Source organism: Pseudomonas sp. RA_15y_Pfl2_54, assembly GCF_963971015.1.
GTDB classification, from domain to species: domain Bacteria; phylum Pseudomonadota; class Gammaproteobacteria; order Pseudomonadales; family Pseudomonadaceae; genus Aquipseudomonas; species Aquipseudomonas baetica_A.
Genome location: NZ_CAXAPN010000020.1, coordinates 38,872 through 51,021, shown reverse-complemented (window position 1 = coordinate 51,021; position 12,150 = coordinate 38,872). Strand labels below are relative to the sequence as shown.

Annotated in this window: 10 protein-coding genes; 5 read left to right on the top strand and 5 right to left on the bottom strand. The window is 60.3% G+C overall.

The features are described 5' to 3' along the window. Entirely contained in the window at window positions 1–1,050 is a 1,050-nt protein-coding gene (locus AACY50_RS16040; RefSeq protein ID WP_339465977.1) for an alkene reductase, read from the top strand. 204 nt (window positions 1,051–1,254) lie between these two features. Here AACY50_RS16040 and emhR read toward each other — a convergent pair whose 3' ends face one another. Beyond that, window positions 1,255–1,887 carry an efflux system transcriptional repressor EmhR gene (gene emhR, locus AACY50_RS16035; protein ID WP_221731400.1) on the bottom strand — a complete coding sequence of 211 codons (633 nt, stop codon included), beginning with the start codon at window positions 1,885–1,887 and terminating at the stop codon, window positions 1,255–1,257. Window positions 1,888–2,150: 263 nt separating this feature from the next. On the opposite strand from emhR, the gene emhA reads away from it, so the two are divergent. Genes emhA through emhC form a run of 3 tightly spaced genes read left to right on the top strand, consistent with a single transcriptional unit; the run spans window position 2,151 to window position 7,918 of the window. Next, on the top strand, window positions 2,151–3,308 hold the full coding sequence (emhA, locus tag AACY50_RS16030) for an efflux RND transporter periplasmic adaptor subunit EmhA (RefSeq protein WP_339430677.1): 1,158 nt from the start codon (window positions 2,151–2,153) through the stop codon (window positions 3,306–3,308). Window positions 3,309–3,311: 3 nt separating this feature from the next. After that, the gene (gene emhB / locus AACY50_RS16025) at window positions 3,312–6,461 is read left to right on the top strand and encodes an efflux RND transporter permease subunit EmhB (protein ID WP_339538836.1); all 3,150 of its coding nucleotides are present in this window, start codon (window positions 3,312–3,314) and stop codon (window positions 6,459–6,461) included. Further along, the gene (gene emhC / locus AACY50_RS16020) at window positions 6,458–7,918 is read left to right on the top strand and encodes an efflux RND transporter outer membrane subunit EmhC (protein WP_339430675.1); all 1,461 of its coding nucleotides are present in this window, start codon (window positions 6,458–6,460) and stop codon (window positions 7,916–7,918) included. Before emhB ends, emhC begins: the two co-directional genes overlap by 4 nt. Here the strand turns inward: emhC and AACY50_RS16015 are convergent, their stop codons facing one another. Next, window positions 7,919–8,248 carry a hypothetical protein gene (locus AACY50_RS16015; RefSeq protein ID WP_339538835.1) on the bottom strand — a complete coding sequence of 110 codons (330 nt, stop codon included), beginning with the start codon at window positions 8,246–8,248 and terminating at the stop codon, window positions 7,919–7,921. On the opposite strand from AACY50_RS16015, the gene AACY50_RS16010 reads away from it, so the two are divergent. Then, the gene (locus AACY50_RS16010) at window positions 8,247–9,506 is read left to right on the top strand and encodes an OprD family porin (RefSeq protein ID WP_339507530.1); all 1,260 of its coding nucleotides are present in this window, start codon (window positions 8,247–8,249) and stop codon (window positions 9,504–9,506) included. The genes AACY50_RS16015 and AACY50_RS16010 overlap by 2 nt on opposite strands. Window positions 9,507–9,559: 53 nt before the next feature. On the opposite strand, the gene pcaC is transcribed toward AACY50_RS16010, so the two are convergent. Genes pcaC through AACY50_RS15995 form a run of 3 tightly spaced genes read right to left on the bottom strand, consistent with a single transcriptional unit; the run spans window position 9,560 to window position 12,130 of the window. Further along, window positions 9,560–9,952 (bottom strand): 4-carboxymuconolactone decarboxylase, encoded by a 393-nt coding sequence (gene pcaC, locus AACY50_RS16005; RefSeq protein WP_339430673.1) that lies wholly within the window; start codon window positions 9,950–9,952, stop codon window positions 9,560–9,562. Between the two features lie 10 nt (window positions 9,953–9,962). After that, window positions 9,963–10,754, bottom strand: a complete 792-nt coding sequence (gene pcaD / locus AACY50_RS16000; RefSeq protein WP_339538834.1) for a 3-oxoadipate enol-lactonase — start codon at window positions 10,752–10,754, stop codon at window positions 9,963–9,965. 11 nt (window positions 10,755–10,765) lie between these two features. Continuing rightward, on the bottom strand, window positions 10,766–12,130 hold the full coding sequence (locus AACY50_RS15995; RefSeq protein ID WP_339507528.1) for a 3-carboxy-cis,cis-muconate cycloisomerase: 1,365 nt from the start codon (window positions 12,128–12,130) through the stop codon (window positions 10,766–10,768). Between the last annotated feature and the right edge of the window lie 20 nt (window positions 12,131–12,150).

Below are 12,150 nucleotides of genomic sequence, written 5' to 3'. Positions count from 1 at the left end.
ATGGCAACTATTTTCGATCCGATCAAACTGGGCGACGTCGAGCTGTCCAATCGCATCATCATGGCCCCGCTGACCCGTTGCCGCGCCGACGAAGGCCGCGTGCCGAACGCGCTGATGGCCGAGTATTACGTGCAGCGCGCCTCTGCCGGCCTGATTCTGAGCGAAGCGACTTCGGTGACACCGATGGGCGTCGGTTACCCGGACACCCCAGGCATCTGGTCGAACGATCAAGTGCGCGGCTGGGCCAACGTGACCAAAGCCATTCACGGCGCTGGCGGCAAGATTTTCCTGCAACTGTGGCACGTCGGCCGGATTTCTCACCCCTCGTACCTCAACGGTGAGGCGCCGGTCGCACCGAGCGCCATCCAGCCCAAAGGTCACGTCAGCCTGGTGCGTCCACTGGCCGACTACCCAACCCCACGCGCACTGGAAACCGCTGAGATCGCCGACATCGTCGACGCCTACCGCACCGGTGCCGAGAACGCCAAAGCCGCCGGTTTCGACGGCGTGGAAATCCATGGTGCCAACGGTTACCTGCTCGACCAGTTCCTGCAAAGCAGCACCAACCAGCGCACCGACAACTACGGTGGTTCCCTGGAAAACCGTGCACGTCTGCTGCTGGAAGTGACTGACGCCGCCATCGAAGTCTGGGGCGCCGGGCGTGTTGGTGTGCACCTGGCACCGCGTGCGGACTCCCACGACATGGGCGACGACAATCTGGCTGAAACCTTCACTTACGTGGCTCGCGAGCTGGGCAAACGTGGCATCGCGTTTATCTGCTCGCGCGAGAAAGAAGGCGCCGACAGCCTCGGCCCGCAACTCAAGGAAGCTTTCGGCGGCCCGTACATCGTCAACGAACGTTTCACCAAGGACAGCGCCAATCAATGGCTGGCGGCCGGCAAGGCTGACGCCGTGGCGTTCGGCGTGCCCTTCATTGCCAACCCGGATCTGCCGGCACGCCTGAAGGCCGATGCGCCGCTGAACGAGCCGCGTCCTGAGCTGTTTTACGGCAAAGGCCCGGTTGGCTACATCGACTATCCGACGCTGTAACTCTTAATGCAGGAACGCAAAAGCCCCGACTCGCAAGAGCCGGGGCTTTTTCTTGGGGCCCGGTATTGGGGCCGCTAACATTCCTTCACACAGGCGACACAAATTCCCTACAAAATGCGTGGCTGGCTACCGATAAACTGCGAACCGCAAACGTATATAAAAACGGGCCAATTGACATAAGCTGTGCCCATTACGCGCTTGTTTTCATCGGCGCAAACTGGGGCTCAGGCGCAGCATGTCCAACCCTGTATCGACCCAGCGCTCGGCTTCGGCATGCAGTTCGAAGCTGTCCGGGGCCAACAGCCAGCCATACAGGAGGCCATCGATATAAGCATGAATGCTGATGGCCGCTCGGGCAGTGTCGAGATCTTCTGGCAACTGGCCGCGATTCACCGCATTACGCAGGGTCAGCCCGATACGCACATTGCAATCGAGACTGGCCGTCCGGCGCTGCTGGCGCAGATCGCACATTTCATCGGTGAATTCGCACTTATGAAACAGAATTTCGTTGATACGCCGGGTCTTCGGGTCCAGAGCAACTTGATGAAACAAATGAATCAGCAGCTTGCGCATGCAGCCCAGCGGGTCGAGTTCATCCTCGCTCTCACTGGCCTTGGCCAGTTCATCCAGCGGCTCGTGCAAGCTATCGAGCATGGCCTGGACCAGGTCGGCCTTGTTGCTGAAATGCCAATAAATGGCGCCGCGCGTGACGCCGGCCATGCTCGCGATATCCGCCAGCGTCGTACGAGCGACGCCCCTTTCATAGAACGCTTTCTCTGCCGCTTCCAGAATCTGGCTGCGGGTTTCTTGAGCTTCCTCTTTGGTACGACGGACCATGACAGTAAAACCTCAAACAGGATGTTTCAGGGATGGCTGAATATCCGCTGAATAACGAGGGGGCGATCTCTCGCGGATCGACTCCCCGGCCTACAATTTCGAACCTTGCGACGTATTTTGTAACAGGGTGGATACGACGCCAAGGTGTTTACAAACAACCATGAACGTAAGTATATTCATTAGCAAGCTACTTATCCACCCGGCAGTTTTTTTTACTTCCACACTTCTTGTGCGCTTTTCGCGCGCCTGACCCGAGGATTTTCATGCAATTCAAGCCAGCTGTTACCGCTCTGGTCACTGCCGTCGCCCTGGCATCGCTGCTCAGCGGATGTAAAAAGGAAGAAGCGGCCCCAGCCGCTCCGCCTCCTCAGGTCGGCGTCGTCACCCTGCAACCACAAGCCTTCACCCTCACGTCCGAACTGCCGGGCCGCACCAGTGCGTTCCGCATCGCTGAAGTTCGCCCTCAGGTCAACGGCATCATTCTCAAGCGACTGTTCAAGGAAGGCGGTGACGTTAAAGCCGGCCAGCAGCTGTACCAGATCGATCCGTCGGTCTATGAAGCCACCCTGAAAAGCGCCGAAGCCAACCTGCGTTCGACCAAGTCGATCTCCGACCGCTACAAGCAACTGGTCGATGAACAGGCCGTCAGCCGCCAGGAATACGACACCGCCGTGGCCAACCGCATGCAATCGGAAGCGTCGCTGCAAAGCGCGCAGATCAACGTGCGTTACACCAAGGTTTATGCGCCGATTTCCGGCCGTATCGGCCGCTCTTCGGTGACCGAAGGTGCGCTGGTCAGCAACGGCCAGACCGACGCCATGGCGACGATCCAGCAGCTCGACCCGATCTACGTCGATGTGACCCAGTCGTCAGTTGAATTGCTGGAACTGCGCCGCGAGCTGGAAAGCGGTCGTCTGCAAAAATCCGGCGACAACGCTGCAGCGGTCAAGCTGACCCTGGAAGACGGCAGCCAGTACAAGCTCGACGGTAAGCTGGAATTCTCCGAAGTATCGGTCGATCCGACTACCGGTTCGGTAACCCTGCGCGCGGTCTTCCCGAACCCCGACCACACCCTGCTGCCTGGCATGTTCGTCCGCGCCCAGTTGCAGGCAGGTGTCAACGCCGCCGCCATTCTGGCGCCGCAACAAGGCGTGACCCGCGACCTCAAAGGCACCCCGACCGCACTGGTCGTCGGCGCCGACAACAAGGTCGAACTGCGTCAGCTCAAGGCCAGCCGCACCGTCGGCAGCAAATGGCTGATCGAAGACGGCCTGAAGGCTGGCGATCGTCTGATCACCGAGGGGCTGCAATACGTGCGCCCTGGTGTTCAGGTCAATCCGACCGAAGCGACCAATGTTGACACCAAGAACCCGGCCCCCGCACAGGCAGCTGATAAAGCCGCCGGCGGCAAAGGGGAGTAACCCATGTCAAAATTCTTCATCGACCGTCCGATTTTCGCCTGGGTAATTGCCCTGGTGATCATGCTGGTCGGGGCACTATCGATCCTCAAGTTGCCGATCAACCAGTACCCGAGCATTGCGCCACCGGCCATTGCGATCTCCGTGACCTACCCGGGCGCTTCGGCGCAAACCGTGCAGGACACCGTGGTTCAGGTGATCGAACAACAACTCAACGGTATCGACAACCTGCGTTATGTGTCGTCGGAAAGTAACTCCGACGGCAGCATGACCATCACCGCGACCTTCGAGCAAGGCACCAACTCCGACACCGCGCAGGTGCAGGTTCAGAACAAACTGAACCTCGCGACTCCGCTGTTGCCGCAGGAAGTGCAGCAACAAGGTATCCGTGTGACCAAGGCAGTGAAAAACTTCCTCATGGTGATCGGCGTGGTGTCGAGCGACGGCAGCATGAACAAGGACGACCTGTCCAACTACATCGTGTCGAACATGCAGGACCCGATCTCGCGCACTGCCGGTGTCGGTGACTTCCAGGTCTTCGGTGCCCAGTACGCGATGCGCATCTGGCTCGACCCGGCCAAGTTGAACAAGTACAGCCTGACCCCGTCTGATGTCAGTGCCGCGATTTCGTCGCAGAACGTTCAGGTTTCCTCCGGTCAGCTCGGTGGTTTGCCGGCGCTGCCTGGCCAGCAACTGAACGCCACGATCATCGGCAAGACCCGTCTGCAAACGGCCGAGCAGTTCAAGGCTATTCTGCTGAAGGTCAATCAGGATGGTTCGCAAGTGCGTGTCGGCGACGTTGCTGACGTGCGCCTGGGCGGAGAGAACTCCAGCATTTCTGCCCAGTTCAACGGCAAACCGGCTTCCGGTCTGGCGGTGAAACTGGCCAACGGTGCCAACGCCCTCGATACAGCCAAAGCGCTGCGCAAAACGATTGACGATCTCAAGCCGTTCTTCCCGCAAGGCATGGAAGTGGTGTTCCCGTATGACACCACCCCGGTGGTGACCGAGTCGATCAAGGGTGTGGTTGAAACCCTGGTTGAAGCGATCGTACTGGTGTTCCTGGTGATGTTCCTGTTCCTGCAGAACTTCCGCGCCACCGTCATCACCACGATGACCGTGCCGGTGGTATTGCTCGGCACGTTCGGCATCCTCGCTGCCGCCGGTTTCAGCATCAACACGCTGACCATGTTCGGTATGGTGCTGGCCATCGGCTTGCTGGTGGACGACGCGATCGTCGTGGTGGAAAACGTCGAGCGCGTGATGGCCGAAGAAGGCTTGTCCCCGAAGGAAGCGACCAAAAAGTCCATGGGCCAGATCCAGGGCGCATTGGTCGGTATCGCCCTGGTTCTGTCGGCGGTACTGCTGCCGATGGCGTTCTTCAGCGGCTCCACGGGTGTGATCTACAAGCAGTTCTCGATCACCATCGTTTCGGCGATGGCCCTGTCGGTACTGGTTGCGCTGATTTTCACCCCGGCGCTGTGCGCCACCATGCTCAAACCGATTGCGAAAGGTGAACACGACACACCGAAAAAAGGTTTCTTCGGCTGGTTCAACCGCAACTTCGACCGTGGTGTCAGAAGTTATGAGCGCGGTGTCGGCAACATGCTGCAGCGCAAAGCCCCGTATCTGTTGGCCTATTTGCTGATTGTTGTCGGCATGATCTGGCTGTTCACTCGCATTCCAACCGCGTTCCTGCCGGAAGAAGACCAAGGCGTATTGTTCGCGCAGGTGCAAACCCCGGCCGGTTCCAGTGCCGAACGCACCCAAGTCGTCGTCGACGAGATGCGTTCCTACCTGCTGGATAAAGAGGCAGGCGCAGTGGCGTCGGTGTTCACCGTGAACGGTTTCAACTTCGCCGGTCGCGGTCAGAGTTCGGGTCTGGCGTTCATCATGCTCAAGCCGTGGCACGAACGTGACGCCAGCAACAGCGTGTTCGCGCTTGCACAGCGTGCCCAACAACACTTCTTCAGTTTCCGCGATGCGATGGTGTTTGCCTTCGCCCCGCCAGCGGTACTGGAATTGGGTAACGCCACCGGTTTCGACGTGTTCCTGCAGGACCGCGCCGGTATCGGTCACGAAAAACTGATGCAAGCACGTAACCAGTTCCTCGGTCTCGCGGCGCAGAGCAAGGTGCTCTACCAAGTACGTCCGAACGGCCTGAACGACGAACCGCAATACCATCTGGAAATCGATGACGAGAAAGCCCGAGCCCTTGGCTTGAGCCTTTCCGACATCAACAGCACGCTGTCGATTTCCTTCGGTAGTAGCTACGTCAACGACTTCATCGACCGTGGTCGGGTCAAGAAGGTTTACGTGCAAGGTCAGGCTGGCGCTCGCATGAGCCCTGAAGACTTGAACAAGTGGTACGTACGCAACAGTGCCGGGACCATGGTGCCGTTCTCCGCCTTCGCCAAAGGCGAGTGGATCTATGGCTCGCCGAAACTGGCCCGTTACAACGGCGTAGAAGCGATGGAAGTGCTCGGCTCTCCGGCGCCGGGTTACTCCACCGGTGAAGCGATGGCCGAAGTCGAAGCGATTGCCAAGAAGCTGCCGGCCGGCGTCGGTATCTCCTGGACCGGTCTGTCCTACGAGGAACGTCTGTCGGGCTCGCAAGCGCCAGCGCTGTACGCCCTGTCGCTGCTGATGGTGTTCCTGTGTCTGGCGGCGCTGTATGAAAGCTGGTCGATTCCGATCGCGGTCATGCTCGTGGTGCCACTGGGGATCATCGGTGCACTGTTGGCCACCAGCCTGCGCGGTCTGTCCAACGACGTGTACTTCCAGGTGGGCCTGTTGACGACTATCGGTCTGGCGGCTAAAAACGCCATTCTGATCGTCGAATTCGCCAAGGAACTGCATGAGCAAGGGCGCAGTCTGCGCGATGCGGCGATTGAAGCGTGCCGCATGCGTCTGCGACCGATCATCATGACCTCGCTGGCCTTCGTACTCGGTGTTGTACCGTTGGCGATCTCCACCGGCGCAGGTTCAGGCAGTCAACATGCGATCGGTACTGGCGTAATCGGCGGTATGCTCACGGCCACGATCCTGGCGATCTTCTGGGTCCCACTGTTCTTCGTCACCGTGTCGTCCATTGGCCAGCGCAAAAACGCCGGCAAGGATGACGCCAAAGAAACTCCTAAAGAGGCTGGCCAATGAGCAAGTCGCTACTCTCCCTCGCAGTCGCCGCCTTCGTGCTGAGCGGTTGCTCGCTGATACCTGATTATCAGCAGCCTGAGGCTCCGGTCGCAGGCCAGTACCCACAGGGCCCGGCGTATTCGCCGGCCCAGGCACCGGCGCAAGCTGCTGCCGAGCAGGGCTGGAAGCAGTTTTTCCATGACCCGGCCCTGCAACAGCTGATCCAGGTCTCGCTGGAAAACAACCGCGACCTGCGTGTTGCGGCACTGAACATCGACGCTTATGCGGCCCAGTACCGCATCCAGCGCGCCGACCTGTTCCCGGCGGTTTCGGCCAATGGCAGCGGCAGTCGTCAGCGTCTGCCGGCGCGTGCGTCGCAGACCGGCGAGTCGATGATCAGCAGCTCCTACTCCGCCACGGTCGGCGTCAGTGCCTACGAACTCGACCTGTTCGGTCGGGTTCGCAGCCTGAGCGAACAAGCGCTGCAACAATACTTCGCCACCGAAGAAGCGCGCCGCAGCACCCAGATCAGCCTGGTTGCCAGCGTCGCCAATGCGTATATGACCTGGCAGGCCGACAAAGAACTGCTCAAGCTGACGCAAGACACCCTCGGTGCCTTCGAAGAAAGCTTTAAGCTGACCAGCCGCAGCAATGAAGTCGGTGTCGCTTCGGCACTGGATCTGGCTCAGTCGCGTACCTCGGTGGAAAACGCCCGTGCCCAATTGGCGCGTTATACCCGTCAGGTCGCGCAGGATGAAAACAGCCTGACCCTGCTGCTCGGCACCGGTATCCCGGCCAATCTGCAAGCGGCCAAACCGCTGGCCGACGACCTGCTCAGCGACGTACCGCCCGGTCTGCCCTCGGATCTGCTGCAACGTCGTCCGGACATCATGCAAGCCGAGTACAACCTGAAGGCCGCCAACGCCAACATCGGCGCAGCGCGGGCAGCGTTCTTCCCGAGCATCAGCCTGACCGCCAACGCGGGCAGCCTGAGCCCGGATCTGTCCGGCCTGTTCAAGGGCGGTTCGGGTACGTGGCTGTTCCAGCCGCAGATCAACCTGCCGATCTTCAACGCCGGCAGCCTGCGCGCCAGCCTCGACTACGCCAAGATCCAGAAGGACATCGGCGTGGCGAACTACGAGAAGGCGATTCAAACCGGCTTCCAGGAAGTCGCCGACGGCCTGGCCGCCCGCCAGACCTACACCGATCAGTTGCAAGCGCAGCGTGACTTTGTACAGGCCAACCAGGATTACTACCGCCTGGCCGAACGTCGTTATCGCATCGGCGTCGACAGCAACCTGACCTTCCTCGATGCCCAGCGTCAGTTGTTCAGCGCGCAACAGTCGCTGATCACCGACCGCCTCGCGCAGCTGACCAGTGCGGTCAACCTGTACAAGGCCCTGGGCGGTGGCTGGAATGCGCAAACCGCGCAGAACGAACCGCTGAAAGAAGAAGCACCGAAGATGAAGCTGTTCTGATCATCCGGTGAATACAAGAGCCCGCCATTTGGCGGGCTTTTTGTTGCCGGCAGGAAAGTCGTGGAGCCGGCACAACCACCACAAAGCCGCAATTAATCTTGCGTTCGATAATCGCCCAAAACCCGCTTTCCCCAATTGAAACCCCACTGCCGCGCCCCGCACCATTCGCTCCACAAAACCAATAACAACAGGTTCGACAACATGCCCCCGCGCCCTGCCCTGTCTGGCTGATTGCCTTCGCTTGATCTCCCCATTGCATTCCATGTCTGCCCCCTGAAAGCGGCGGCAGCGCACCCGCTCGACTATAAAAACCAGAGAGACCCAATCCATGACAGCCTCCCCTGCGCCTTACGTATTCCCCGGTTTGATCGCCCTGGCCCTGGCCGGCGCCGCACTGCCCGCCACGGCTGAAGAAGCCGGATTTGTTGAAGGCGCGAAGGTCAACCTGAACCTGCGCAACTTCTACATCAACCGTAACTTCACCAACCCGACCAAGGCTCAGGGCAAGGCTGAAGAGTGGACACAAAGCTTCATCCTCGACGCCAGGTCCGGCTTCACTCAAGGCACCGTCGGTTTCGGCATGGACGTGCTGGGCCTGTATTCGGTGAAGCTCGATGGCGGTAAAGGCACGGGGGGTACGCAGTTATTGCCGCTGGATCATGACGGCCGCCCGGCGGACAACTTCGGGCGCACCAGCGTGGCGTTCAAAGCGAAGTTTTCCCAGACAGAAGTGAAAGTCGGCGAGTGGATGCCGGTGCTGCCCATCCTGCGTTCGGACGACGGTCGCTCGCTGCCGCAAACCTTTCGAGGTGGCCAGATCACCTCGAAGGAAATCGATGGCCTGACACTCTACGGCGGCCAGTTCCGCGCCAACAGCCCGCGCGACGACAGCAGCATGAACGACATGTCGATGTCCGGCAAAGCGGCGTTCACCTCCGATCGCTTCAACTTTCAGGGCGGCGAATATGTGTTCAATGAAAAACGCACACAGATCGGTGTGTGGAATGCCGAACTCAAGGACATCTACAGCCAGCAATACATCAACCTGATCCACAGCCAGCCGCTGGGCGACTGGACCCTGGGCGCCAACCTCGGTTTTTTCTACGGCAAGGACGACGGCAGCGCCCGCGCTGGCGATCTGGACAACAAGACCTGGTCGGGTCTGTTCTCAGCCAAATACGGCGGCAACACCTTCTATATCGGCCTGCAAAAACTCACCGGCGACAGCGCGTGGATGCGGGTCAACGGCACCAGCGGCGGCACCTTGGCCAACGACAGCTACAACGCCAGTTATGACAATGCCCAGGAACGCTCCTGGCAACTGCGCCACGACTACAATTTCGCGGCCCTCGGCGTGCCGGGCCTGACCCTGATGAACCGCTACATCAGCGGCGACAATGTGCATACCGCATCCACCACCGATGGCAAGGAATGGGGACGCGAATCGGAACTGGGTTACACCGTACAAAGCGGCACGCTCAAGGATTTGAACGTCAAGTGGCGCAACTCGACCATCCGCCGCGACTTCAGCAACAACGAGTTCGACGAGAACCGTTTGATCGTCAGCTATCCGATCAGCTTGCTGTAACCGCACGCCTGCTCCCCCGGTTGATCGTTTTTAAACTGGGGGAGCAGGCTGGATTACTCTCGGGACTCAACGCCCAGTTCATCCCAAACCGATTCGGCCAGATGAAAAGTGGCATTCGCCGCCGGAATCCCGCAATAAATCGCGCTCTGCATGATCACTTCCTTGATCTCGCCACGGCTCACGCCGTTATTGGCTGCGGCCCGAAGGTGCAGTTTGAGCTCACCTTCGCGGTTCATGCCGATCAGCATGGCGATGGTGACCAGGCTGCGGGTATGGCGAGGCAACCCCGGACGCGTCCAGATATCACCCCAGGCGTGGCGAGTGATCATCTCCTGGAACTCCGAGTTGAACTCGGTCAGCGCGGTCAGGCTGCGATCAACGTGAGCATCGCCCAGCACCGCACGGCGCACTTGCATGCCTTCGTCGTAACGTTGTTTCTCGTCCACAAAAACGTCCTCAGTCAGCCTGAAAAAACGCCAACACGCGATCACTGAAATCCGCACCGGCCTGTACGTTGGACAAATGCGCCGCGTAGAACTCGGCGTACTCGGCCCCGTGTACGTGTTCCTGAATGAAACGCCCGCCAGACGGCGGCGTGACCGCATCTTCAGTGCCGGCGATCACCAGCAACGGCACAATGATCGAGGCCAGTTGCTCTCGAAAATCGGCATCACGCACCGCCGCGCAATTGGCCGCATAACCTTCAGGCGACGTCGCCGCGAGCATGTCAGTGATCTTCTTCGCCGCAACCGGATTGGCAGCGGAAAAATCAGGCGTGAACCAACGGGCAATCGACGCATCACGCAGTGCAATCATCGCTGCCGGGCCGTCACGCAGCACGGTCTCGATGCGTGGATTCCACACCGATGGATCGCCGATCTTCGCCGCGGTGTTGCACACAATCAGTTTGTGCAGACGATGACCGGCATTGATCCCCAGCCACTGACCGATCAGCCCGCCCATCGACAGTCCGCAGAAATGCGCGCGCTCAATGTGCAGCGCATCCAGCAGCGCCAGCACGTCGCGGCCCAATTGCTCGATGCTGTACGGCCCCGGCGTCACCAGCGATTGGCCGTGGCCACGGGTGTCGAACCGCAACACACGAAAATGCTCGGTGAACGCCGGCATTTGCGCATCCCACATGTGCAGGTCGGTACCCAGGGAGTTGGACAGCACCAGCACCGGCGCATCGACCGGGCCTTCAATGGTGTAGTGCAGTTCGCCATCGGCGAGTTGAACGAAAGCCACAGCCGTCTCCTTCAGACAGTCAAAGCGTTGTGTTCGGCCACCGCCCGTTCGACCCAGACGTGTGCCTGTCCGAGGTAGTGGGCGGGGTTGAGTAAGTGATCCAGTTCAGCATTGCTCAGTTGGGCGGTGATTTCTGGCTCGTCACCGAGCACGGCACGCAGATGCCGTTGCTCGGCCACCGCACGTTTGCAGCATCGTTCGAGCAAGTGATGCGCGGTGTCGCGACCGACCCGTTGCGCGAGGACGATACTGACCGCTTCGGCCAGCACCAGCCCTTGAGTCAATTCGAGGTTACGGGCCATACGGGCAGCGTCCACTTCCAGGCCGTCAGCGAGCAATCGCGCCTGTTGCAGTGATCCCGAAACGAGGCAGCAAATCTCGGGCAGGGTTTCCCATTCGGCATGCCACAGACCGAGGCTACGCTCGTGTTCCTGAGGCATGGCACTGAACAATGTCGAGACCAGGCCCGGCACCCGCGTCGCCGCGCCGATCAGCACCGCAGCCCCAACCGGGTTGCGCTTGTGCGGCATGGTCGAAGAACCGCCCTTCCCCGGCGCCGAGGGTTCGAAAACTTCCGCCACTTCGGTCTGCATCAACAGGCTGATGTCGCGCCCGAGCTTACCGAGGCTGCCGGCGATCAATCCCAGTGCCGCGCCAAACTCGACCACGCGATCGCGCTGGGTGTGCCACGGTTGTTCCGGCATGGTCAGTTGCAGCTCCTGGGCCAAGGCTTGGGCAATCGGCAAGGCCTGTTCACCGAGCGCCGCGAGTGTCCCCGACGCGCCGCCGAATTGCAGCACCAGCAAACGTGGCTTGAGTTCGCGCAGACGTTGACGACTGCGCGTGACGGCGCCCAGCCATCCAGCGATCTTCATGCCGAGGGTCACCGGTGTCGCGTGCTGCAACCAGGTGCGCCCGGCCAGCGGTGTTGCGGCGTGGCGTTGTGCCTGGTCCGCCAACGAGCTCGCCAGTTGTGCCAGATCACGTTCGATCAACGCCAACGCCTGACGCAATTGCAGTACCAACCCGCAATCCATTACGTCCTGACTGGTGGCGCCCAAATGCACATAACGCTCGGCCTCGGCATCCGTTGCGGCGATCTGCTTGCCCAACGCCTTGACCAATGGAATCGCCGAATTGCCCGCCGTGGCAATCGCCTCGCCCAACGCGGCGAAGTCATAGAGCCCGGCGTTGCAGGCGTTTTCAATGGGTGAAACAGCGCTCGTCGGAATCAACCCCACACGCGCTTCGGCCCGGACCAGCGCCGCTTCGAAGTCGAGCATCGCCTGCACCCGGCCCTGATCGCAGAACACGTCGCGCATATCGCGGGCAGTGAAATAGGCATCGAACAATTGATTGCCCGGTCGCTGAGTCATAGAAGTCCTTGCTGGCGCGG

Bases quoted from the DNA above. Each gene is read 5' to 3' on its own strand.
- AACY50_RS16015 (WP_339538835.1), bottom strand. From the start codon at position 8,248: ATGGATTGGGTCTCTCTGGTTTTTATAGTCGAGCGGGTGCGCTGCCGC.
- emhA (WP_339430677.1), top strand. From the start codon at position 2,151: ATGCAATTCAAGCCAGCTGTTACCGCTCTGGTCACTGCCGTCGCCCTG.
- emhB (WP_339538836.1), top strand. From the start codon at position 3,312: ATGTCAAAATTCTTCATCGACCGTCCGATTTTCGCCTGGGTAATTGCC.
- emhC (WP_339430675.1), top strand. From the start codon at position 6,458: ATGAGCAAGTCGCTACTCTCCCTCGCAGTCGCCGCCTTCGTGCTGAGC.
- AACY50_RS16040 (WP_339465977.1), top strand. From the start codon at position 1: ATGGCAACTATTTTCGATCCGATCAAACTGGGCGACGTCGAGCTGTCC.
- emhR (WP_221731400.1), bottom strand. From the start codon at position 1,887: ATGGTCCGTCGTACCAAAGAGGAAGCTCAAGAAACCCGCAGCCAGATT.
- AACY50_RS16010 (WP_339507530.1), top strand. From the start codon at position 8,247: ATGACAGCCTCCCCTGCGCCTTACGTATTCCCCGGTTTGATCGCCCTG.
- AACY50_RS15995 (WP_339507528.1), bottom strand. From the start codon at position 12,130: ATGACTCAGCGACCGGGCAATCAATTGTTCGATGCCTATTTCACTGCC.